Here is a 23610-nt window from a genome sequence, read left to right as displayed (position 1 = left end):
GGGTGGTCGCGGTCTTCCTCGTCCTGCACGCCGTCCTGTGGGTCCGTCGGCGCCGGGCCCGACGCGGCTTCCTCTCCGAGACCGACCGCATCACCTACGAGACGCTGCGCACGGGCAGCCAGGCCGGCCGGCTGCTGCGGGCCGGGCTGACCGCCGACAACGCCAGCCGGGCGGGACGGCCGCTGCGCCTCATGCTGGGCAGCACCGCCCTGGCGATCTGCGACACCCAGGACGTGTTGGTCTGGGTCGGCCGCGGTGAGCACCACCGCGACCAGGCCATGTCCCACGCCGCGACCGTGCTGGGCAGCGGCGACGTCGCGGTGCTCACCCGGGCCGACCTGCCCTGCACCCGCCCCGACTGCGACGTCCGGGCCGGCGTGGTCGCGCCCCTCGTGGTCGAGGACCGGGTGATCGGGGTGCTGGCCGCCTACTCCGGCCGCCCGTCCGCGGGCCTGGCCCGGGCCACCGAGCAGCTGGCCACCTGGATGGGCGGGCAGCTGGAGCTGGGCGAGCTGGACCGGGAGCGCACCCGCGCGATGGAGGCCGAGCTGCGCAGCCTGCGCGCCCAGATCAGCCCCCACTTCGTCTACAACTCGCTGGCCGCGATCGCCAGCTTCGTGCGCACCGACCCCGACCGGGCCCGCGAGCTGCTCCTGGAGTTCGCCGACTTCACCCGCTACGCGCTGCGGCGCGGCGGGTCGTTCACCCCCCTGGCCGACGAGCTGCGCAACGTCGAGCGCTACCTCGTGCTGGAGCAGGCCCGCTTCGGGGAGCGGCTGCAGGTGAGCCTGCTCATCGCCCCCGAGGTGCTCTCCGTGGTGGTCCCCTTCCTCGTCGTCCAGCCGCTGGTCGAGAACGCCGTGCGGCACGGCCTCGCCGGCAAGGAGGGGGTCGGGAGCGTGACGATCACCGCGACCGACCTGGGCGACCTGGCCGAGATCAGCATCGAGGACGACGGCGTGGGGTCGGACCCGGAGGCGGTCCGGCGGGCGTTGGACGGGGAGGACGAGGGTCTGCGAAAGACCGAGTCGCTGGGCCTGGGCAACGTCGACGCCCGGCTGCGCCAGGTCTACGGGGACGACCACGGGCTCGTGGTCGAGACGGCGCCCGGCCTGGGCACCAAGGTGAGCTTCCGGGTGCCGAAGTACGCGCCCGGCGTCCACGCCTGAGCCGGGACCGGTCGGGGCCGACCTACCATGGCCCCATGCGCGCCCTCGTCGTCGACGACGAACCGCCCGCCCTGGCGGAGCTGACTTGGCTGCTGGAGCAGGACGGTCGGTTCACCGCGGTGGTGCCCGCCGGCAGCGGCACCGACGCCCTGCGCGCCCTGGAGTCCGCACCCTTCGACGTGGTCTTCTCCGACATCTCCATGCCCGGGCTCGACGGGATGGAGCTGGCCCGCGTCATCGCCCGCTTCGCCGACCGCCCCCAGGTGGTCTTCGTGACCGCCCACGAGGAGCACGCGGTCGACGCCTTCGCGGTGCGGGCCACCGACTACCTCATGAAGCCCGTCTCCCCCACCCGGCTGGCGCAGGCCGTCGAGCGCGTCCTCGCCGCCGCCGGGGGGACAGCGCCCCCGCCCTCGACCCCGGCCTCGTCCCCGGGAGCGGTGGGGGCGACGGCCGGGGAGGGCGCCGAGGAGCGCATCCCCGTCGAGCTGGGGGGTGTCACCCGGTTCGTGCTCCGGTCGGCGATCCGCTACGTCCAGGCCCAGGGCGACTACGCCCGCCTGTTCACCCCCACCGGGTCCCACCTCGTGCGCATCCCGCTGTCGACGCTGGAGGAGCGGTGGGCCGACGCCGGCTTCGTGCGCATCCACCGCTCCACCCTCGTCGCCCTGCCGCACGTGGCCGAGGTCCGGCAGAGCCAGGGCAAGCTGAGCCTGGTCCTGGCCCCCGACGGCCCCGAGCTCCCGGTCGCCCGGCGGCACGCCCGGGAGGTGCGCGAGCGGGTGCTCTCCGACCGGGCCGGGGGCGCGTGAGCGGCCCCGCGCGGCATACCCAGCGGGTGCGGGTCACCTCCGCCCGCCGGGGCGCGACCACCGCCCGGCGCCGCTCCCTTGCCTCCGCGCTGGCCGAGCAGACGGACGTGGGCGAGCTCTACCTCCAGGGGCTGCTGCGGGCCCAGCTGCGGCTGGCGCTCGTCGTGCTGGGGGTCGTCGCGGCGGTCCTGCTCGGGCTGCCCCTGCTCTTCGCGGTGGCCCCCGCGACCCGCACGCTGCAGGCCGGCGGGCTCCCCCTGCCCTGGATCGTGCTGGGGGTGCTGCTCTACCCCGCGATGGTCGCGATCGCCGCGTGGTTCGACCGGCACGCGGGTGCCCTGGAGCGACGGTTCGCCGACCTCATCGGTCGAGAGCGCTGAGGTGGGCCCGACCCTCGCCGGCGGCTCGGTGCTGCTCGTCTGCCTCGTCACCCTGGGCCTGAGCGTCTTCGCGCTGCGCCTGTCCCGCAGGACCTCCGATTTCTACGTCGCCGGCCGGGTGGTCTCGCCCGCGCGCAACGCCGCCGCCATCGGGGGGGAGTACCTCTCGGCCGCCAGCTTCCTCGGGGTGGCGGGCCTGATCTACGACACCGGTGTCGACGCGCTGTGGTACCCCATCGGCTACACCGTCGGCTACCTCGTGCTCCTGGTGCTCGTCGCGGCCCCCCTGCGGCGCTCCGGGGCGTACACGCTGCCGGACTTCGCCGAGGCCCGGCTGGAGTCCCGGGCGGTCCGGCACCTGTGCTCGGTCCTCGTCGTGCTCATCGGCTGGCTCTACCTCATCCCCCAGTTCCAGGGGGCCGGGTTCACCCTTCGGCTGGTCACCGGGGCTCCGCAGTGGCTGGGGTCCTCCGTGGTTCTCGTGGTGGTGGTCCTGGCGGTCGCGGCGGGCGGGATGCGCTCGATCACGCTGGTCCAGGCCGTGCAGTACTGGATCAAGCTCACCGCCCTGGCCGTCCCGGCCGGGATCATCCTGGCGGTTTGGTGGGTGACCCAGGGCCCCGCCCCCCAGGTGGACGCCATGTGGACGCTCCCGCAGACGGGGCCGGTGCCCGGGGGCCAGGGTGTCTACCGGACCTTCTCCCTCATCGTCGCCCTCGCGCTGGGCACCACCGGGCTGCCCCACGTGGTCGTGCGCTACTACACCAACCCCGACGGCGCGGCGGCCCGGCGCACCACCGTCCGGCTGCTGGTCCTGCTGGGCCTGTTCTACGTCGTCCCGATCGTCTACGGCGTCCTGGGTCGCGCCTACCTCCCGCTCCTGGACGCGGGGGCGAGCGCGGACACCGTCGTCCTCCGGCTCCCGGGGGAGGTGATCCCCGGCCTCGGGTCCGAGGTGCTGACCGCGGCGCTCGCCGGTGGTGCCTTCGCCGCCTTCCTGTCCACCTCCTCGGGGCTGGCCGTGGCCGTGACGGGCGTGCTCAACCAGGACGTCGTCCGGCCGCTGTCCCGCCTGGTCCGGGCCGAGCACTCGGAGGTCACCGGGTTCCGCCTGGCCACCGTGGGGGCCGTGGTCGCGCCCTGGGCCGTCTCCAGCGTCTTTCCCACCGTGCCGCTCGCCGCCTTCGTCACCCTGGCCTTCGTCCTCGCCGCCTCGACCTTCTTCCCCCTCCTGGCGCTGGGCGTCTGGTGGCCGCGACTCACGGTGCAGGGAGCGGCCGCCGGGCTCGTGCTCGGCGCCGTGCTGGCGACCGCCGCGATGGTGCTCACCCTCACGGTGGGCCCCTCGGGCTGGCCCGGGGCGCTGCTGGAGCACCCGGCCGCCTGGACGGTGCCGCTGGCGCTCCTGGCGGCGGTGGGGGTCTCGCTGGCCACCCCGCACGGCATCCCCCGCGGTGCCCTGCGGACCCTCGTGCGGCTGCACACGCCGGAGGGCGTCACCGGCTGATCCCGCTCGCCGACCCGGCCCTGCCGCTCGGCGCAGGCCCGGACCGTTGACCGACCTCCCGCGGGCGCACCCGCGGCAGTCACGGCATACTCGGGACCAGACCCGCCACGAGGAGGCACGATGTCCAACGAGGGACTGTCCAACCTGCTGCACGAGGAGCGCACCTTCCCGCCGAGCGAGGAGTTCGCGGCCGGGGCCAACGGCACCGCCGAGCTCTTCGACCGCGCCGAGGCCGACCGCGAGGGCTTCTGGGCCGACCAGGCGCGCAGGTACGTCACCTGGGAGAACGACTTCGACCAGGTGCTGGACTGGTCCGACGCCCCCTTCGCGAAGTGGTTCCTCGGGGGGACGCTCAACGCTTGCGTCAACGCGGTGGACCGGCATGTCGAGGCCGGTCACGGGGACCGCGTGGCGATCCACTTCGTCGGGGAGCCGGGGGACACCCGGGACATCACGTACGCCGAGCTGCACCAGCAGGTGCAGAAGGCCGCCAACGCGCTCGCCGACCTGGGGATCGGCGCCGGCGACACGGTGGCGATCTACCTGCCGATGATCCCCGAGGCCGTCATCGCCATGCTGGCCTGCGCGCGGCTGGGAGCCCCGCACTCCGTGGTCTTCGGAGGCTTCTCCGCCGAGGCCCTGCACAGCCGGATCGCCGACGCCGGCTCCAAGGTCGTCATCACCGCCGACGGCGGGTGGCGCCGCGGCAAGCCGGGCGCCCTCAAGCCGGCCGTCGACGCGGCCCTGGACGTGGGCGACTCCCCGGTGCAGAAGGTCCTGGTCGTGCGTCGCACGGAGCAGGAGGTCGCGTGGCACGACGACCGCGACCTGTGGTGGCACGAGCAGCTCGAGCAGGCGGCCGACACCCACGAGGCGCAGGCGTTCGACGCCGAGCACCCGCTGTTCATCCTCTACACCTCCGGCACGACCGGGAAGCCCAAGGGCATCCTCCACACCACCGGCGGCTACCTCGTGCAGACGGCCTACACGAGCTCGGTCGTCCACGACGTGCACCCCGAGACCGACGTCTACTGGTGCACCGCCGACATCGGCTGGGTCACCGGGCACTCCTACATCGTCTACGGACCGATGACGCTGGGCGCCACCCAGGTGATGTACGAGGGGACGCCCGACACCCCCCCCAGGGCCGGTTCTGGGAAATCGTCCAGGACAAGAAGGTCAGCGTCCTCTACACCGCCCCCACCGCGATTCGCACCTTCATGAAGTGGGGCAAGGAGATCCCCGCGGAGTTCGACCTCTCCTCGCTGCGGCTGCTGGGGTCGGTCGGCGAACCCATCAACCCCGAGGCGTGGATGTGGTACCGCGAGGTCATCGGTGGCGACCGCTGCCCCATCGTGGACACCTGGTGGCAGACCGAGACCGGCGCGATCATGATCAGCCCCCTCCCGGGCGTCACCCCCACCCGGCCCGGCTCGGCCCAGCACCCGATCCCGGGCATCGTCGCCTCGGTCGTGGACGACATGGGCCAGCCGGTGGAGAAGGGGTCCGGTGGCTACCTCGTCCTCACCGAGCCGTGGCCCTCCATGCTGCGCGGCATCTGGGGCGACCCGGAGCGCTACAAGGAGACGTACTGGAGCCGCTTCGAGAACGTCTACTTCGCCGGTGACGGCGCCAAGCTCGACGAGGACGGCAACATCTGGGTCCTGGGCCGGGTCGACGACGTCATGAACGTCTCGGGCCACCGGATGTCGACCGCCGAGATCGAGTCGGCGCTCGTGTCCCACCCCAAGGTGGCCGAGGCCGCCGTCGTGGGCGCGGCGGACGAGACGACCGGCCAGGCCATCTGCGCCTTCGTCATCCTCCGCGAGGAGGCGGTGAAGGAGGCCGACGAGGCGGGCGAGGGCGGTGACCTGGTCGCCGAGCTCCGCAACCACGTCGCCAAGGAGATCGGTCCCATCGCCAAGCCGCGGCAGATCATGATCGTGCCGGAGCTGCCAAGACCCGTCGGGCAAGATCATGCGCCGGTTGCTCAAGGACGTCGCCGAGAACCGCGAGGTCGGGGACGTCACCACGCTGGCCGACTCCTCGGTGATGAGCATGATCAGCGAGGGCCTGAAGAAGGGCGACTGAGCGATGACGGTGCTGGAGGGCACGGCCACGGTCCTGGTCGAGCACGACGCGGCCTCCCGCGTCGCGACGGTCACGCTGAACCGGCCGGAGAAGCGCAACGCCCTGTCGCTGGCCCTCATGGGCGAGCTCATCGAGGTGTTCCGGGAGATCGGCGAGCGACGCGACGTCACCGTCGTCGTGCTCGCGGGGGCGGGGCCGGTCTTCAGCGCCGGCCACGACCTCGGCGAGATGACCGGCCGGAGCGTCGAGGACTACCGCCAGATCTTCGACCGCTGCTGCGAGCTCATGGAGCTGATCCAGTCGGTGCCGCAGCCGGTGATCGCCCGCGTCCACGGGATCGCCACCGCTGCGGGCTGCCAGCTGGCCGCCACCTGCGACCTCGTGGTCGCCGAGGAGGGTGCCCGCTTCGGCACCCCCGGCGTGAGGATCGGGTTGTTCTGCTCGACCCCGATGGTGGCGCTCACCCGGGTGGTGGGTCGCAAGCGGGCGATGCAGATGCTGCTGACCGGTGTCCCCGTCGACGCGCCCACGGCCGCCGACTGGGGCCTGGTCAACGAGGTCGTGCCCGCCGACCGGCTGGAGGCCCGGGCCCGCGAGCTCGCCGAGCAGATCGCGACCGCGAGCTCGGTGGTGACCGGGATCGGCAAGGAGGCGTTCTACGCCCAGATCGACCGTGACCAGCACGCGGCCTACGACTACGCCAAGACCGTCATGACGATGAACGCGCTCGCCGACGATGCGCAGGAGGGCATCGGCGCCTTCCTCGAGAAGAGAACGCCGAGCTGGTCGGACCGCTAGCCTGCCCGGCGGCGTCCTGCCCCGTGCCGGGCCCATGTGCGTGTATGCACCTCAGGCGACGTCCTGGGTGACGCATGGGCCGCGTACACGCACATGGGCACGTCCGGGAGGACAGGTCAGTCGGGGACCTCGGTCAGGGGCTCGGGCTCCTCGACCGGCAGCATGTGCCGCCACGGACGGGCGAGGTGGAACTGCCGGCCGCTGAGCTCGGAGACGGCGATGGAGACGACGTTGAACTTCCGGGTGTCCACCCACGGCCGCAGCCGCAGGTTGTCGGCGTCCCGGGCCTCCTGACCCTCGAGGATCCGGGCCGCGCCGCGGGCGATGACGCTCCAGGCCAGCTCCGCCTCCTCGTCCACCTCGTCGATCTCGAAGGCGACGTCGGTATTCATCACCACCCCGAGGAGCTTGGAGCCCTCCGCGGTGCGGAAGACCAGGGTCTGCCCGTCGACCGCGTAGTTGATGGGGGCGATGTGGACCTCGTCGGCCAGGTGGTAGGCGAGCCGGCCGAACTCGGTCCCGCGCAGGCGCTCCCAGCACTCCTCCTCGGACAGGTATGTCGTGGGCTGGATGTCGCTCATGCCGTCCTCCTGGTCGGGTGCTGACCCCAGCCTATGACACGTCGTAGTGCTCGTGGGGTCCTGGTCGGTCGCGCCCGTCCGCGCGCCGGTGCCAGACCCACAGGGCGACCCCTCCGACAGCCAGGCCGAGGCTGGTCAGGGCGAGGGTGGCCAGGCTGGCGCTGACCAGCGGGACCACCACGCCGGCGAGCGCGGCGTTGAAGACGAGGGAGGCGAAGGAGGCCATCGACGCCGCGGAGCCGCGGGAGGAGGGGAACAGGTCGAGCATCGCCAGCTGCAGGACGGGGAAGACGATGCCGATGGCGGTGCCCATGAGCTGAGCGCGGGGCCGACCACGCCCAGGGCAGGGTCGGGACCGTGCTGGTCAGGGCCAGGTTGGCGACACCGGCGAGCAGCAGGCCGGCCATCGCCCGGTCCACGAGGACGCGTCCGTCGAGCCGCCCGGCGAGCCGGTTGGTGAGCCAGGACCCCACCACCATCCCCCCGATCATCGGCACGAAGAGCACCCAGAAGTCCTGCTCGCCCAGGCCCAGGAGGTCCACGACGACGATGGGGGCGCCGACGACGTAGACGAAGTAGGAGCCGAAGGCCAGGGCCGAGCACAGCGCCAGCCGCTCGAAGGGCCAGGAGCGGGCGACCTGCCACAGGCCGCCCACCACGGCCCCCACCCGGAGCCGGGTGCGGTCCTGCGGGGGCAGCGTCTCGGGGAGGACGAGCGCGGTGAGGGCCGCGGCGGCCACGGCATACAACCCCACGAACCAGAAGATGGCGTGCCAGCTCGCGAAGCGCAGGATCTCCCCGCCGATCACCGGCGCCACGGCGGGGGCGACGGCGAAGATCATCATGACGCGCGCCATGAGCCGTTGGGCCTCGGGCCCGTCGAAGAGGTCGCGGATCACCGCCCGGCTCACGATGGTCGCCGCCCCCGCAAAGAGCCCCTGCGCGACACGGGCCCCCAGCAGCACCCCGAAGGTCGGTGCGGTCGCCGCCACGACGCAGGCCGCCGTGAAGCCGGCCAGCCCGCCGATCATCACCGGCTTGCGTCCGAGCGCGTCCGAGAGCGGCCCGTGCAGGACGCTCATGAGCGCGAAGGCCAGCAGGTAGGTGCTGGTCAGCTGCTGCAGGGCCGTCGCGTCGACGTCGAAGTCGCGGCCGACCGCCTCGAAGCCGGGGAAGATCGTGTCGATGGTGAAGGGGCCGATCATCGCCAGGCTGGCCAGCACGACGGTGACCAGCCAGCCGGCCCGCGCGGATGACGTCACCGGCGCACGGTACCCCTCCCGACCCCGACTAGCATGACCTGAGTCCCACCCCACCGAGCAGAGGATCACCGTGAGCGCACCCGGCATGGGAGCCGTCCCGATCGACGGCGGATTCGCCTTCCGCGTCTGGGCCCCGCACGCGGAGCGGGTCAGCGTCGTCGGCGACTTCAACGGCTGGGACCCCGAGCAGCACGTGCTCGCCCCCGAGGGCAACGGGCACTGGTACGGCGAGGTGCAGGGCGCGCAGATGTGGCAGGAGTACCAGTACCACCTCACCCACGGTGGCGGGTCCTTCCTGCGCATCGACCCCCGCGCCCTGGCGGTGACCAACTCGGTGGGCAACGGCCTGCTCTACGACCACGGTGCCTTCGACTGGGAGGGTGACGACTTCACCTGCCCCCGCCAGCACGAGATCGTGATCTACGAGACGCACATCGGGTCCTTCGTCGACGCGGGCGACGGGCCGGCGGACCTCGTCGACGCCGCCGGCAAGCTCGAGTACCTGCGGCAGCTGGGGGTCAACGCCATCGAGCTGATGCCGCTCATGGAGTTCGCCGGCGACTACTCGTGGGGCTACAACCCGGCCCACATCTTCGCCGTCGAGCACACCTACGGCGGGCCCGAGGCCCTCAAGGCCTTCGTGCGCGAGGCGCACCGGCACGGCATCGCGGTCATCGTCGACGTCGTCTACAACCACTTCGGCCCCAGCGACCTGCCGACCTGGCAGTTCGACGGCTGGTCCGAGAACGGCAAGGGCGGGATCTACTTCTACAACGACCACCGCTCCGCCACCCCCTGGGGCGACACGCGGCCGGACTACGGCCGGCAGGAGGTCCGCGACTTCATCCTCGACAACGCCCGGATGTGGCTGCGCGACTACCACGTCGACGGGCTGCGCCTGGACATGACGCCCTACATGCGCCGCGTCGACGGGACCCACGGGGACGAGATCCCCGAGGGCTGGGCCATGATGCGGATGATCGGGGAGATGGTGCGCGAGGAGTTCCCCCGCCGCCTGGTCATCGCCGAGGACCTGCACAACGACCCCGCCGTCACCTCCACCGAGCCCGGGGGGGCGGCCATGCACGCCCAGTGGGACAGCCAGTTCGTGCACCCGGTGCGCGAGGCCCTCATCGCCGACTCCGACGAGCAGCGGTCGATCACCGCGGTTGCCAAGGCGGTCACGCACAGCTACCAGAACGCCTTCGACCGGGTCATCTACACCGAGTCGCACGACGAGGTGGCCAACGGCAGCGCCCGGATCACCTCCGAGGTGAGGGGGGACAACCCGACCGGGTGGAACGCCCAGAAGCGCGCGACCCTCGGGGCCGGGCTGGTGCTCACCGCCCCCGGGATGCCGATGCTCTTCCAGGGCCAGGAGTTCCTCGAGGACGAGTGGTTCCGCGACACGGTCCCGCTGGACTGGGACCGGGCCTGGGCCTTCCGCGACATCACCCGGATGTTCCGCGACATGATCGTGCTGCGCCGCAACGCAGAGGGGGACACGGCCGGCCTCACCGGGCCCCACACCACCGTGGTCTCGCTCGACGACGACGCCAACGTGCTCGCCTACGTCCGCTCCAGCGGCGACGACCAGCACGTACTGGTGGCCATCAACCTCACCGCCCACGCCGTCCAGCGCAAGCTCGAGCTCCCGGGCGGGCACTGGCGCGTGCGGTTCAACAGCGACGCCCGGACCTACAGCCAGCTCTTCGGCGACCACGCCACGCCCGACGTGGTGGTCCAGGACGGTGTCGGCCTGCTCGACCTGGGGCCCTACTCGGTCGTGATCTACGTCCCGGCCTGAGCCCGCCCCCGCCCTGACCGGCAGGTTCACCCCCATGGGGGTGGTTGGCCCGGCAGGCGCCGCCTAGGGTGAAGGTCATGCAGGGAACCATCGGCGTGCTCACCACGAGCAAGGCCCACCACGACCAGCTGCTCGCCCAGGTCGACGGGCTCTCCGTCGGCACCGTCGCCCCCCACGTGCACAGCGTGGTCTCGATGGGTGACCGTGACCTGACCCGCGGTCGGCTGCCGCTGGGGACCGACCGCTGGACGACCATCGTGCGACCCGTGGAGACCGACCGGCGCGCCCTCCCCGTCGCCGCAGCCCGCAACCTCGCCGCCGCCAACGCCGTCGAGGCCGGGGCGGACGTGCTGGTCTTCCTGGACGACACCGTCATCCCCGGCCCGCACACGCTCGAGCGCCTGCTCGCCGCCGTCACCGGTCAGGACGCCGCCGAGGAGCCCGTCCGGGCCCCGGTCGTGTGGCGCGCGCCGGTGCTCGACCTGCCGCCGCTGGCGCAGGACGAGCTCGTCTACCCCCTGGGCCGGCTGGCCGAGATCGCGCTGCCCGTCGGCGGCACCCCGAGCCTGGTCCCCGGCCAGCTGGAGGTCGACGACCGGTGGTCGCTGTTCGACGGCGCGTGCTTCGCGATGAGCGCCGAGGACTTCGACCGCACCGGCGGCTTCTGCACCGACTACACCGGGCGGGGGCTCCAGGACGCCGACTTCGCCGAGGTGGTCCGTCGCGCCGGAGGTTCCCTGGTCTGGGTCGGGGGTGCCGACGCCTACCGGCAGCCCGGCGAGCCCGTCGACCAGGAGCACCAGGCGCGGCACGCCGTGCGGCACGCCCAGGTCTGGCGGCAGCGGTGGGACGACCCGCCGCAGCACCCGTGGCTGGCCCGGCTGCAGGCCGAGGGCCTGGTCAAGGCCACCGACCTGGAGGAGCGGGTCGGCTCGGTCTGAGGACTCAGTCCGTCACCCGCACCACGCCGCGGGCCCCCCGCTCCGCGTCCACCATGACGTGGGAGACGACCGGGTAGTGGCCTGCCTCCGGGAAGGTCAGCTCGACGAACCCGCCCTGGGCCGCCTGCAGCCCCAGTGCCTGCGCGCCCGTGCCCTGCGCCTGCGGCCCGAGCAGGTAGGCGCCCTCGGCATACACGGTGTCGAACTGACCGCCCACCACGTGGAAGGACGTCGCGCGGTTGGGCCCGGCGTCCAGGACCCAGAAGCGCACCCGCTCCCCGACCCGCGCCTCGAACATCTCCCCGGCCTCGCCGTACTGCCCCGCGATCCCGTTGAAGGTGACGAAGGCCGGGCGCTCGGCGAGGACCGCGTCGGCGTCCACCTCGGCGGGCGCCTCCCCGCCCTGGCCGGTGCCGGGCAGGAGGTACACCTCGGACTGGACCACGACGTACTCGCGGTCCACCTCGGGCAGGCCCTCGCGCGGCTCGATGATGACGGCCCCGGCCATCCCGGCGGCGATGTGGCTGCTCATCGGCATCGTGGAGCAGTGGTACATCCAGATGCCTGCCCGCTGCGCCGTGAACCGGTAGACCAGCGACTCCCCGGGCGCGATGGTGCGCATCGGCCGGTCCGGGGCGAGGGCACCGGCGTGGAAGTCGATGGAGTGCCCCATCGTGCCGTCGTTCTCGAGCGTGATCTCGAAGACGTCCCCGACCCGTCCGTGCAGCGTCGGGCCGGGCACCTGCCCGTTGAAGGTCCACCGCGTCTGCGTCACGCCCGGGGCCACCTCGAGCTCCACCTCCTCGGCGGTGAGCGTGAGGCGGTGCACCCGCGCGTCGCCGAGCGGGGCGAGGACGGGGTCGACCGGGTCGGCCACCCGGGCGTCCGGGTCCAGCAGCGGGGTGGCGCTGACGGGGGATGAGGTGCCGTCGCCCCCATCGCCGTCGTGGCCCGTGGCGCCCCCGTCGGGCGCACCCTCGACGACGACGTCGAGGACCATGCCCATCTGCCGGTGGCCGACGATGGTGCACCAGCCCTCGGTGGAGGCGGAGACCACCCCCACCTCGAGGGTGGCGGTCTCCCCGGGGGCCAGGCGCGGCGTCTTCGCCCCGAGGACCTGCAGGTCGTGCACCGTGGTGGGGTCGCCGTTGACGAGCTCGACGACGAGCTCGTTGCCGGCGGGGACCGTGATCGTCGAGGGCTCGAAGCGCATGTCGAGCGCCTCGACCCGGACGGTCGTGGTCTCGCCGGTGGGCTGCACGGCGGCGCTGCCGGAGGCGGCGCCACCGGTCGCGCCGACCCCCGGGCGCACGGTGCCGGTCAGCCCGGCGGCCGCCGGGTCGGCGGCGACCCCGAGGCTGACGGCCAGCACCAGGGCCGAGAGGGCGGCGACGAGCTGCCCGCCGGACCACACCGACGGCATCCGGTCGGGGGCCCCCGGTGACGTGCCGGGGGTGGGGGTGGCGCCGGCCGGCGAGTGCCCGGCGGCCCGTGCCGTCTCGACCTCCCGCTTGGCGCGGACGGCCGCACGGACCCCGGCCAGCATGAGGGGCACGAAGGCCGCCAGGGCCAGCACCACGAGGACCGACAGCACGACCCGGACGATGCTCGGCACGGGCAGCAGGCACAGCAGCAGGCCGACGTTGATCACGGTGAGGCGGGCGGTGCCCCACCGGTCGAACCAGCGCTGCCCGGCACGGACCACCGTCTTGCCCCCGCCCAGGACGGAGGGGACGAGGTAGGACAGCGCCCCGGAGAGCAGCTGGGCGGCGAAGCCGACGACGAGGACCGCCACGGTGGGCCCGAAACCGTCGGCGAACGCGGCCCAGTCCGGTGCGGACCCCAGCCGCCAGAGCACCAGGGCGAGCCCGACGAGCCACCAGAGCAGGGCCAGTCCGACCGAGGCGGGGGCGAACTCGCGCGGCGGCGCGGCGAGCACCGGGGGAGGACCGCCGAGGCCCACCAGAGCAGAGCCAGGGCGTAGGCGCCGAGGGCGACCACGGTGAGCCAGCGCAGGTCCAGCAGGGCCCCGCCGACGAGGACGACCAGGGCGAGGGTGAGGACCGGCAGGGCATGCCGCGCGCGGCGCTCGGCGGCCGGACCGATGCGGGTGCGCAGCATCGTCGGCCACAGGGTGAGCAGGGTGCCGGTGACCGTGAGCCCCACCCAGCCCAGGATGTTGACCATCGCGTGGGCCAGCAGCAGGCGTCCGTGCCAGGCGTCGCTCAGCCCGAGGGCCAGGGTCGCGCCGAGGGCCGCCCCGACCGGGAGGCACAGGGCCGCGACGACGTAGTAGCGGACGGTCACCCGGAAGCGCCCCGGCAGGGCGGCGCGCAGCCGACGGGCCAGCTGGACGCCGTGCCACAGCACGGCGACGCTGACCAGGGTGGCCCCGAGCAGGGTGAGGGGCCAGGTCGCCGTCGGCACGCCGACCAGCGTGAGGCTGGTGCCGCCGAGCAGCAGCCAGAGCCGCATCGACTGCGTGCGGCGGTCGTCCAGGCCGGGGCGGGTCTTGAGCAGGGCCTGGGTGAAGTGGGTGCTCCACACCATGATCGAGTGGGTCAGCGCCCCCAGCAGGACCAGGTGCACCATCAGCCACCGGGACTCCGGCACGAAGGGGTGGACGAAGGTCATCACCACCGCGAGCGCCAGCCACAGCACCCCCGGGCGGTCCCGCAGGCCCCACGTGCCGCGGGCCCCGGCCGCGGGACGGGCGGCGGGGGACGGGCCGGGTCGGGGGCCGGGGGTGGTGGACAGCTCAGGCATGGTGCACCGTCTCGTGGGGGGCGGGGCGGCGGGCGGCCCGGGTCGCCCGGGTGCCGATCACCACCGAGGTGAGCAGGAAGAGGAGCAGGGCGGCCACGTTGCCGAGCAGCGCGAGCTGCCACACCGGCAGGGCCCGCAGCCCGATCCCGACCAGCGCCAGGGACAGGACGCGGCCGGCGAGCGTGAGGTGGAGCAGAACGAGGGGGACCCACATGGCGCGGTGGTAGGGCAGCCGCACCCGCAGCACGGCGGGCAGGATGACCGGCGCGTGGGCCAGGATCATCGACATCGCGAAGCCGAGAAAGGTCGCGTGCACGACGACGTCGTAGACCGACCCGCCGGGGCGCCCGACCAGCAGGAGCAGGAGCCCGGCCAGGGCCAGCCAGACGTAGCCCGCGAGCAGAGCGGCGGCGGCGAACCTGGGCAGGCCGGTGGCGTTGATCGTGCGGCGGGCGACGTCGTGCCGCACCAGCCAGAGGGTCAGCAGGAGCAGGGTGAGCCCCAGGGCCCGCCAGGCGACCGCGCCCACGACAGGGGACCCGGCCACCGCCACGGCCGTGGCTGCCGCGAGCGCCACCGCACCGGCCAGGACGGCGACGCGGTCACCGGCCCCGGACGGCATCGCCAACCGCGCCAGCTCGACGCGCTCGGCCGCGATCGTGAGCACGACGAAGCCGATGAGCAGGGGCAGCACGGCGGCCACCTCCACCCGGGTCAGCAGCAGCGTGGCCGCCAGCGCGAGCACCGCACCCAGCCCCTCGACGGCGATAGTCACGTCCCGGTTGCGGCGCCAGAGCGCGGCATACACCAGCGCCAGGGTGAGCAGCCCCTGGGCCAGCAGGAGCCGGCCCGCCAGTGGCTCCGGCAGGACCACGAGCGCCAGGGCCCCGGCGGCGCACAGCCCCGGGGCGAGGAAGCCCCAGCCCGCCCGCAGGGCCGTGGCCCGCTCCAGGGCGATGACGGTGCCGAGGAAGCCGAGGACCATGAGCGGCCCGTGCAGCTCCGCCAGGCGGGCGCTGCCCACCGGGGCGGGCACGCCGGCCAGGGTCAGGCCGGCATCCATCCCGGTCAGCAGCGCGAGCCCGCCGGGCAGCACGAGCAGGGACGCGAGGGATCGGGGGGTCGGCATACGGGAGGGCCGGTGGCCGTCAGCGACCGGGGGGCGTGCTGTCGTCGACCTCGACCCAGTCGGGGCCGTCCAGCGCGATCGCGGCGGCCGGGAACAGGCCGTTGTCCTCGCGGTCGATGTGATGACGCAGCAGGTCCTCGAAGACGGGGAAGGAGGCGTGGTCCCCGGCCCGGATCACCGCCAGCTGGGCGTCGAGGGTCGTGTGCTCGCCGCACAGGTCGTCGATGTGGTCGGTGAACTGCTCGTCGCGACGCATCACGGCGAAGAGTCCGACCTCTTCCGCCCGGGTGTGCGGGGAGAGGAGGTCGGCCAGGGCGTCGGCGGCCGACTCGACCGCGGCCTGGTCACCGGCCTGGCAGGCCCGGCGCAGGTCGCCCGCGGCGTTGATGATCTCGGTGTGCTCGGCCATGAAGCGGCCGATCACCTCGATCGACTCGCAGCCGCAGTAGGTGCACACCGGCTCAGGCGGCGCGGGTGAAGCGCAGGGTCCAGGCCTCGGGGCCGCGCTCGAGGTACTCGTGGGCGACGGCCTCGCCCTCGCGCTCGGCGAGCTGGGCGAGCAGCGGCAGCGGGTCGTGGTTGGCCACGAGGTCCATCTGCTGCCCCGGGCGCAGGCCGCCGATGGCGCCGAAGATGGTCGCGTGCCGGATGGCGTGCGGGATGACCCGGACGTCCAGCAGCGGGACCGCCTCGTCGTGCTCGCCGCAGGCGCAGCCGCCCTCACGGACCTGGGTGACGGGGATCTCGGTGCGGTTCTGGTCGGTCATGTCTTTCCTCGTGTCTCTCGGGTGGGTCGGGTATGGGGCTCAGCTGGGCTTGGGGCACCGGGCCGGGCGTAGCGCCACCAGGTGATGCCGACGCACATCACGGCGAAGACCAGTCCGATGACGTAGAAGATGGTGGGGGTCATGAGGGTCAGGCCGATGCCGAAGAAGAAGGGGCCGAAGGCGGCGATGGCCGCCGTCCAGCCGATGACCCCGCCGGCCTGCCGCCGTTCGAAGATCATCGGCATCTGCTTGAACGTGGACGCGTTGCCGATGCCGGCGAAGAGGAAGATCGCGAGCATGCCCCACAGGAACCGGTCGAAGCCGGCGTCCAGGGTGGCTGCCGAGGTCGTGTCCGGCACGAGTGCGCTGATCGTGAACCCGATCGAGGCGATGAGACCGATGCCGGAGATGAGGGTCCAGATGGCGCCGCCCATCTTGTCGGTGAGGGGGGAGAACAGCACGCGGGCGCCGGCCCCGACCAGCGGGCCGAGGAAGACGAACTTCACCGCCTCCGGCACGGCATACCCCTCGATGAGCAGCTGGGCGCTCTCACCCGCGCCCTGCACGATCTCCGGGTTGCCGGCACCGTAGAGGTTCTTCATGAGCAGGCCGAACTGCGCCGACAGCCCCGAGAAGGTGCCGAAGGTCATGATGTAGAGCAGGGTCATGTACCAGGTGTCGGGGTTGCGGAAGATGTCGAACTGCTGACGCACGTTGGCCTTGACCGGCACGGACCTCAACGCCAGCCAGGCCCACGCGGCACCGACCAGGACGAAGGGGATCCAGAAGAAGGCGGCGTTCTGGTACCACACCTCCTGGTTGGCCCGACCGGCCAGTTCCATCACCTGGCTGTTGCCCAGGAAGCCCAGCATCGAGAAGCCGATCAGCCAGGGTGTGAGCAGCTGGACCAGGGAGACGCCGAAGTTGCCCAGGCCGGCCTGCAGGCCCAGTGCCGTGCCCTGCAGCCGCTTCGGGAAGAAGTAGGAGGTGCTCGGCATGAAGCCGGAGAACGCCCCGCCGCCGATGCCGGCGAGGAAGGCCAGCACCATCAGCTCCCAGTAGGGGGCCGTGGGCTCCTGCACGCGCACGCCCCAGCCGAGCAGCGGGAAGAAGAGCAGGGCCGTGGTCAGCGCCACCATCGAGCGGGTGCCCATGAGCGGGGGCAGCACCATCCACACGATGCGCAGCAGGCCCGCGGCCAGGCCCGGCATCGCCGCCATCCAGTAGAGCTGGGTCTGGGTAAAGGAGTAGCCGATGTCGTTGAGCTTGGGGACGATCGCGCTGGGCAGGAACCACGTGATGAAGCACAGGGTGAGCGTGAACGTGGTGATCCATAGCGTCTGCCAGGCGATGCGGCTGTCCCAGCCCTCCTCGTCCTCGGGGTCCCAGTTCTGCAGCCAGCGGCTGCCGGTGCGGCGGGTGTCGGTGGTCATGCGCGGGCCTCCTGGACGGACAGGGCGGGGTGGGGGGCGGGCTCGTCGAGCTTGTCGGCGACCTCGGGGGAGCGCTCGTGCAGCATCCGGACGACCGTGAGGTGCATCCACAGGAGGCAGACGGCCACGAGCAGGAAGAGCACGAAGAAGGTGGACGTGGGGAAGCCGGTCCAGACCTTGGTGTAGGCGAACAGGGGTGGCAGCACGAAGCCGCCCAGACCGCCGAGCATGCCGACCAGGCCGCCGACCGGCCCGACGTTGCCGGGGAAGTACTCGGGGATGTGCTTGTAGACCGCGGCCTTGCCCACGCCCATCGCGCAGCCGAGCAGGAAGAGCAGGACGGTGAACGGGACGATGTGCATGGCGTAGGCCAGGTGCTCGGTCTCCCGCCCGTCGGCGTGGTTGATGACGATGTAGCCGTTCGGCATCATCAGGAGGCCGGTGGTGGCCAGCATGACGAGGAAGGTGCCGTACATCGCCTTGCGCGCACCCCAGCGGTCGGAGAACCAGCCGCCGACCGGGCGGAGCAGGGAGGCCGGGAAGATGAAGACGGCGGTGAGCAGCCCGGCCGTGGTCAGCGAGACGTCGAAGTTCTCCATGTAGTAGAGCGGGAGCCAGGCGGCGAGGGCGACGTAGGCGCCGAAGACCGCGACGTAGTAGAGGCTGAAGCGCCATACCCGCAGCTGGCGCAGGGGGGTGAGCATCTCGCCGAGGCTCTTGCTCGCCCCGGGCATCCGGTCGACGGAGGGGGTCAGCACCCACACCGCCACCGCCATGAGCAGGAGCAGGACCGCGTAGACGACGGGGATGAGGCGCCATCCGCCCTGGACCCCGAACGCGACCGTGGTGCCGGCGGTGGCCAGGATGAGCGGCGGGCCGATGAACTTGGTGACCGACGCGCCGACGTTGCCCGCGCCGAAGAGCCCGAGGGCGAAGCCCTGGCGCTCACGGGGCGCCCAGGCGGCGTTCCAGGCGATGCCGACGCTGAAGGAGTTGCCCGCGAAGCCGACCAGGAAGGCCAGGACGAGGAGCATGGCGTAGCTGTCGGCCCGGCTCACGAGGAAGGCGGGGACCGCGGTGAGCGCGAGCATCGCGGTGAAGACCTTGCGGCCACCGATGCGGTCGGCGAGCATGCCCGCCGGGAGGCGCCACATCGAGCCGTTGAGGACGGCCACCGCGGAGACCCAGGAGAGCTGGGTGTCGGTCAGCCCGAACTCGTCCTTGATCGGCTTGCCGAGGATGCCGAACATCAGCCAGACCGCGAACATCAGCGTGAACGCCGCCGTGGACGTCCACATCACGCGGCCGGCTCCCGCCCGCTGGTCGACGACCGGGCTCTCGGCCGCGGGGGCGGTGGTGCTCATCGGCTCTCCCTGGATTAGAGGAACAGACTCATCGAAAATCTGCCAGGGAGACTGTACACCCCGCGCGACAGTCACAGTACCGAAGGAGCCTTCGCCGCGCGAGAGGGTGAATAAGGACATGGCCGTATGCCCGAAAAGAGCGTGTGGCCTGCGGCTCCGGCACGAGCGCGCCACGCCGTCCGACCGGTTGCGGGACGGCGAGGCAGAGGCTTAGATTAAGCGGGCATCTTCCACTAAAAGGACGGCACATGGCGACGGAGCGGGTGAGCACGGACGGCTCAGTGCTGCTGCTGTCCCGCGTCCGACGCTCGATCGTCGACCAGCTGTCGTCGCTTCCCCGCCTCGCGGTGGAAGGTCGGCCGACGCGCGACCGGGGCCTGACCGCCGCCGAGCTGGGCAAGGTCCTCGGGCTGCACAGCACGACGGTGCGCTTCCATCTCGACCGGCTCGTGGCCGCGGGCCTGGTCGGTGCGCACTCCGTCCGCTCGGGCGGAGCCGGGCGCCCGGCCAAGCGCTACTTCGCCGTGGAGGAGGAGCCGACGCCCGCTCCCACCATCGAGGGTCCCTACCAGGTCCTCGCGGGCCTGCTCGCCGCCGCCCTCGACCCCGCCGCCGGCGACCAGCTGTCGCCGGAGGAGGCGGGGATCCAGTGGGTCCGGCGGCGGCTGACCGCCGACACCGGGCACGAGGCGCCCACCGCCGCGCGTCGGCCCGGGGAGTGGGTGGCCAAGGTGGGGGCCGTCGTCGACCTCCTGCAGGAGTGGGGCTACACCCCGGACCTGGAGGTGACCGGTCGCCGCGGCGACGTCACCCTCACGCTGACGGACTGCCCCTTCCTCGACCTGGCGCGGGAGCGTCCCGAGGTGGTCTGCGGCGTGCACCGAGGACTCCTCAAGGGCGCGCTCGAGGTGGCCGGCGAGGATGCCGCCGGGGTGAGCCTCACGCCCTTCGTCGGGCCGCGCACCTGCCGCGCGGTCCTGCTGCGCGACGGTGCCGCCCCCGCCGCCCCGATCGTGCCGGGCCCGTTCCGCACGCCCCCCGACCTGCCCCCCGTCAACCCCCTCCCCGTCGCACCAGGAGACCCGCATGAGTGAGCGCACCTCGACCCGCCTCGACGGACCCCTGAGCCAGGCCCTGGTGAGCACCAGCCGGTTCTTCACCCGCGGGGAGGTCTCCGAGGACCAGCGGTCGGTGCACGTCACCGGCGGACGGGCCGGGGACGCGTTCTACCGGGACCGCTGGAGCCACGACAAGGTGGTCCGCTCCACGCACGGCGTCAACTGCACGGGGTCGTGCTCGTGGAAGGTCTACGTCAAGGACGGGATCATCACCTGGGAGGCCCAGCAGACCGACTACCCGTCCGCCGGGGCCGACCGGCCCGAGTACGAACCCCGCGGCTGCCCCCGCGGCGCGGCCTTCTCCTGGTACACCTACAGCCCCACCCGGGTGCGCTACCCCTACGTGCGCGGGGTGCTGCTGCAGATGTTCCGCGAGGCCGTGCGGGAGTACGGCGACCCGGTCGTGGCCTGGGCCTCGATCGTCCAGGACGAGGAGAAAGCGCGCGTCTACAAGTCAGCCCGTGGCAAGGGCGGGCTGGTCCGCTCGACCTGGGAGGAGGTGGTGGACCTGGTGGCCGCCGCCTACGTCTACACGGTCAAGCGGCACGGCCCCGACCGGATCGCCGGTTTCTCCCCCATCCCGGCGATGTCGCCGGTGTCCTACGCCTCCGGCGCCCGCTTCAACGAGCTCATCGGCGCCCCGATGCTCTCGTTCTACGACTGGTACGCCGACCTGCCCAACGCCTCCCCGCAGATGTTCGGGGACCAGACCGACGTGCCCGAGTCCGGGGACTGGTGGGACGCCGCATACCTCATCATGTGGGGCTCCAACGTCCCCCTGACCCGCACCCCGGACGCCCACTGGATGACCGAGGCCCGCTACCGCGGCCAGAAGGTCGTCGCCGTGGCTCCCGACTACGCCGAGAACGTCAAGTTCGCCGACGAGTGGGTCGCCTCGGCCCCCGGCACGGACGCCGCCCTGGCGATGGGCATGGGCCACGTCGTGCTCAAGGAGTTCTTCGTCGACCGCCAGGTCGACTTCTTCGTCGACTACAACCAGCGCTTCACCGATCTGCCCTACCTCGTGACCCTCGACCCGGCCGAGGACGGGGCGTTCACGCCCGGCAAGTTCCTGACCGCAGGCGACCTGGACGGGTCCTACCCCGAGCACGAGACCGCCAACGCGCTGTGGAAGCCGGCCGTCCTGGACCGCACCACCGACGACGTGGCCATCCCCAACGGCTCGATCGGTCACCGCTACGGGGAGGAGGACGCCGGACGGTGGAACCTCGAGCTCGGGGACATCGACCCCGTCCTGTCGCTCTACGGTGACACCGGCGAGGCCGTGGAGGTGCTGCTGCCCCGCTTCGACAACGTCGAGGGCCACGTGCACCACGAGCGGCGCGGCGTGCCCGTCCGGCGCATCGGTGGCCACCTGGTCACGACCGTCCTGGACCTCATGCTGGCCCACTACGGCGTGGGGCGCGACGGGCTCCCGGGCCACTGGCCCACCGGCTACGAGGACCCGTCGGTGCCGGCCACGCCCGCGTGGGCCGCCGAGGTGAGCGGGGCCCCGGTCGAGCAGATCATCCGGATCGGCCGGGAGTGGGCGCAGAGCGCCATCGACACCCAGGGCCGGGGCATGATCCTCATGGGTGCCGGCACCAACCACTGGTACCACTCCGACCAGATCTACCGCGCCATGCTGGTCCTCACGACGATCTGCGGCACGCAGGGACGCAACGGGGGCGGCTGGGCCCACTACGTCGGGCAGGAGAAGGTCCGCCCGATCATGGGCTTCCAGCACCTGGCCTTCGCCCTGGACTGGGTGCGCCCGCCGCGGCACATGAACCAGACGGCCTACTGGTACGTCCACACCTCCCAGTACCGATACGACACCTTCGACGCCGACGGGATCAACGGGGCGACCGGGGCCTTCTCCGGCCGGACCACGATGGACCTGCTCGCGCAGTCGGTGCGGCTGGGGTGGACGCCCTCCTACCCGCAGTTCGACCGCTCCTCGCTGACGGTCGCCGACGAGGCCGCGCAGGCCGGGGTGCCGGCGGCGCAGTACGTCACCGACCAGCTGAAGGCGGGGACGCTGAAGTTCGCCGTGGAGGACCCGGAGGACCCGGAGAACCACCCGCGCATCCTCGCGCTGTGGCGCGCCAACCTGCTGGGGTCCTCGGCCAAGGGCAACGAGTACTTCCTCAAGCACCTCCTCGGCACCGACAACGCGGTCAGGGCCGCCGAGGCCGCACCGGACCAGCGGCCCACGGACGTCGTCTGGCCCGAGCGGGCCGGCGAGGGCAAGCTCGACCTGCTGATGACCCTGGACTTCCGGATGACCAGCTCGACGCTGTTCTCCGACGTGGTCCTGCCGGCGGCGACCTGGTACGAGAAGCACGACATCAACACCACCGACATGCACCCCTTCGTGCACTCCTTCAACCCCGCGATCTCCCCGCCGTGGCAGTCCAAGAGCGACTGGGACGCGTGGAAGGAGATCGCCCGCCGGTTCTCCGAGCTGGCCGTGGACCACCTGGGCACCCGCAAGGACGTCGTGACCAAGCCTCTCTGGCACGACACCCCGGAGGCGATGGCGACCGTCCACGGGCGGGTGCTGGACTGGCGGACGGGTGAGGTGGAGCCCGTCCCGGGCAAGACGCTGCCGGTCATCGCCGAGGTGGAGCGGGACTACACGGCCGTCTACGACAAGATGACCTCGATCGGCCCCCTGCTGGAGTCGGTCGGCATGCTCACCAAGGGCGTGAAGTATGAGGTCTCCCGGGAGATCGGGATCCTGGGTGGCCGCAACGGGATCGTGCACCGCCCGGGCTCGGCGGCCGACGGTCGGCCGCGGATGGAGACCGACATCCAGGTCGCGGACGCGATCATGCACCTGTCCGGCGTGTGCAACGGTCATATCGCGACCCAGGGCTTCAAGTTCCTCGAGCAGCGCACCGGCACCCAGCTGCACGACCTGTCGGCCGAGCACGAGGGCAAGCAGATCACCTTCGCCGACACCCAGGCCGCCCCGGTGCCTGTCATCACCTCGCCGGAGTGGTCCGGGTCGGAGAGCGGAGGTCGGCGCTACAGCCCGTTCACCATCAACATCGAGCGGTCCAAGCCCTTCCACACCCTCACCGGCCGGCAGCAGTTCTACCTCGACCACGACTGGATGCAGGGGATGGGCGAGTCGCTGCCCACCTACCGGCCCCCGCTGGACATGACCACCCTCTTCGGGGAGCGGCGCCTGGGCGACACCACGGACGAGCTCGGCGCGGTGGCCGTCTCGGTCCGTTACCTCACCCCCCACAACAAGTGGTCCATCCACTCCGAGTACCAGGACAACCTCTTCATGCTCTCCCTGTCCCGGGGCGGGCAGACGATCTGGATGTCGGACGTGGACGCCACCAAGATCGGCGTGCGCGACAACGACTGGATCGAGGCGGTCAACCGCAACGGCGTCGTGGCCTGCCGCGCCATCGTCAGCCACCGGATGCCGGAGGGGACGGTCTACATGCACCACGCCCAGGACCGCCTCATCGACGTGCCGCTCACCGAGACCGACGGGAAGCGGGGCGGCATCCACAACAGCCTGACCCGGATCCTGCTCAAACCGAGCCACATCATCGGCGGCTACGCCCAGCACGCCTACTTCTTCAACTACATCGGCCCGACCGGCAACAACCGGGACGAGGTCACGATGATCCGCAAGCGGACCGCGAAGGTGGAGTACTGA

At 72.3% G+C, this 23610-nt stretch carries 18 protein-coding genes and 1 pseudogene; 10 read left to right on the top strand and 9 right to left on the bottom strand.

The window, feature by feature from the left end:
• The first annotated feature begins 2 nt into the window (after positions 1-2).
• The 6 genes and pseudogenes from E3Z34_RS16680 to E3Z34_RS16655 all read left to right on the top strand — a co-directional run bounded on the left by E3Z34_RS16680 (position 3) and on the right by E3Z34_RS16655 (position 6757).
• On the top strand, positions 3-1169 hold the full coding sequence (locus E3Z34_RS16680) for a histidine kinase (RefSeq protein ID WP_202976980.1): 1167 nt from the start codon (positions 3-5) through the stop codon (positions 1167-1169).
• A 35-nt stretch (positions 1170-1204) separates the two neighbouring features.
• Positions 1205-1981 (top strand): LytR/AlgR family response regulator transcription factor, encoded by a 777-nt coding sequence (locus E3Z34_RS16675; RefSeq protein WP_134774513.1) that lies wholly within the window; start codon positions 1205-1207, stop codon positions 1979-1981.
• Complete coding sequence (locus E3Z34_RS16670; RefSeq protein WP_134774512.1) at positions 1978-2361, top strand: hypothetical protein; 384 nt, start codon at positions 1978-1980, stop codon at positions 2359-2361. The genes E3Z34_RS16675 and E3Z34_RS16670 overlap by 4 nt, the downstream gene beginning before the upstream one ends.
• A 1-nt stretch (position 2362) precedes the next feature.
• Complete coding sequence (locus E3Z34_RS16665; RefSeq protein WP_134774511.1) at positions 2363-3868, top strand: sodium/solute symporter; 1506 nt, start codon at positions 2363-2365, stop codon at positions 3866-3868.
• 120 nt (positions 3869-3988) lie between these two features.
• Positions 3989-5959: pseudogene (acs, locus tag E3Z34_RS16660) on the top strand (acetate--CoA ligase).
• Positions 5960-5962: 3 nt separating this feature from the next.
• Positions 5963-6757: an enoyl-CoA hydratase gene (locus tag E3Z34_RS16655; protein ID WP_134774510.1), complete on the top strand. Its 795-nt coding sequence runs from the start codon at positions 5963-5965 to the stop codon at positions 6755-6757.
• Between the two features lie 116 nt (positions 6758-6873).
• Here the strand turns inward: E3Z34_RS16655 and E3Z34_RS16650 are convergent, their stop codons facing one another.
• Both E3Z34_RS16650 and E3Z34_RS16645 read right to left on the bottom strand, forming a co-directional pair.
• The gene (locus tag E3Z34_RS16650; protein ID WP_134774509.1) at positions 6874-7338 is read right to left on the bottom strand and encodes a pyridoxamine 5'-phosphate oxidase family protein; all 465 of its coding nucleotides are present in this window, start codon (positions 7336-7338) and stop codon (positions 6874-6876) included.
• Complete coding sequence (locus E3Z34_RS16645) at positions 7335-8600, bottom strand: multidrug effflux MFS transporter (RefSeq protein ID WP_238695247.1); 1266 nt, start codon at positions 8598-8600, stop codon at positions 7335-7337. Before E3Z34_RS16645 ends, E3Z34_RS16650 begins: the two co-directional genes overlap by 4 nt.
• Positions 8601-8670: 70 nt before the next feature.
• On the opposite strand from E3Z34_RS16645, the gene E3Z34_RS16640 reads away from it, so the two are divergent.
• Positions 8671-10407, top strand: a complete 1737-nt coding sequence (locus E3Z34_RS16640; RefSeq protein WP_238695246.1) for an alpha-amylase family glycosyl hydrolase — start codon at positions 8671-8673, stop codon at positions 10405-10407.
• Between the two features lie 77 nt (positions 10408-10484).
• Complete coding sequence (locus E3Z34_RS16635; protein ID WP_134774508.1) at positions 10485-11348, top strand: glycosyltransferase family 2 protein; 864 nt, start codon at positions 10485-10487, stop codon at positions 11346-11348.
• Positions 11349-11352: 4 nt separating this feature from the next.
• Here E3Z34_RS16635 and E3Z34_RS19980 read toward each other — a convergent pair whose 3' ends face one another.
• The 7 genes from E3Z34_RS19980 to E3Z34_RS16605 all read right to left on the bottom strand — a co-directional run bounded on the left by E3Z34_RS19980 (position 11353) and on the right by E3Z34_RS16605 (position 18807).
• Positions 11353-12561 carry a multicopper oxidase domain-containing protein gene (locus tag E3Z34_RS19980; RefSeq protein WP_338043815.1) on the bottom strand — a complete coding sequence of 403 codons (1209 nt, stop codon included), beginning with the start codon at positions 12559-12561 and terminating at the stop codon, positions 11353-11355.
• 434 nt (positions 12562-12995) lie between these two features.
• Complete coding sequence (locus tag E3Z34_RS19975; RefSeq protein WP_338043748.1) at positions 12996-14114, bottom strand: hypothetical protein; 1119 nt, start codon at positions 14112-14114, stop codon at positions 12996-12998.
• Positions 14107-15243: a hypothetical protein gene (locus tag E3Z34_RS16625; protein ID WP_134774507.1), complete on the bottom strand. Its 1137-nt coding sequence runs from the start codon at positions 15241-15243 to the stop codon at positions 14107-14109. The genes E3Z34_RS19975 and E3Z34_RS16625 overlap by 8 nt, the downstream gene beginning before the upstream one ends.
• Before the next feature lie 19 nt (positions 15244-15262).
• Positions 15263-15700, bottom strand: coding sequence for a hemerythrin domain-containing protein (locus tag E3Z34_RS16620; protein ID WP_134774506.1), 438 nt, complete (start codon positions 15698-15700; stop codon positions 15263-15265).
• A gap of 4 nt (positions 15701-15704) precedes the next feature.
• The gene (locus E3Z34_RS16615; RefSeq protein ID WP_134774505.1) at positions 15705-16010 is read right to left on the bottom strand and encodes a DUF2249 domain-containing protein; all 306 of its coding nucleotides are present in this window, start codon (positions 16008-16010) and stop codon (positions 15705-15707) included.
• Positions 16007-17443, bottom strand: a complete 1437-nt coding sequence (locus E3Z34_RS16610) for an MFS transporter (RefSeq protein WP_134774504.1) — start codon at positions 17441-17443, stop codon at positions 16007-16009. The genes E3Z34_RS16615 and E3Z34_RS16610 overlap by 4 nt, the downstream gene beginning before the upstream one ends.
• Positions 17440-18807 (bottom strand): MFS transporter, encoded by a 1368-nt coding sequence (locus E3Z34_RS16605; RefSeq protein ID WP_134774503.1) that lies wholly within the window; start codon positions 18805-18807, stop codon positions 17440-17442. The genes E3Z34_RS16610 and E3Z34_RS16605 overlap by 4 nt, the downstream gene beginning before the upstream one ends.
• A 248-nt stretch (positions 18808-19055) precedes the next feature.
• Here E3Z34_RS16605 and E3Z34_RS16600 point away from each other — a divergent pair, with 248 nt between their 5' ends.
• Together E3Z34_RS16600 and E3Z34_RS16595 are read left to right on the top strand one after the other, a co-directional pair.
• Positions 19056-19901, top strand: a complete 846-nt coding sequence (locus E3Z34_RS16600; RefSeq protein WP_134774502.1) for a helix-turn-helix transcriptional regulator — start codon at positions 19056-19058, stop codon at positions 19899-19901.
• Positions 19894-23610 (top strand): nitrate reductase subunit alpha, encoded by a 3717-nt coding sequence (locus E3Z34_RS16595; protein ID WP_134774501.1) that lies wholly within the window; start codon positions 19894-19896, stop codon positions 23608-23610. Before E3Z34_RS16600 ends, E3Z34_RS16595 begins: the two co-directional genes overlap by 8 nt.

The organism is Ornithinimicrobium flavum (assembly GCF_004526345.1).
Taxonomy (GTDB): Bacteria; Actinomycetota; Actinomycetes; order Actinomycetales; family Dermatophilaceae; genus Ornithinicoccus; species Ornithinicoccus flavus.
Note: the sequence above shows the minus strand (reverse complement) of the source record. Positions and strands in the feature narration are given on the sequence as shown.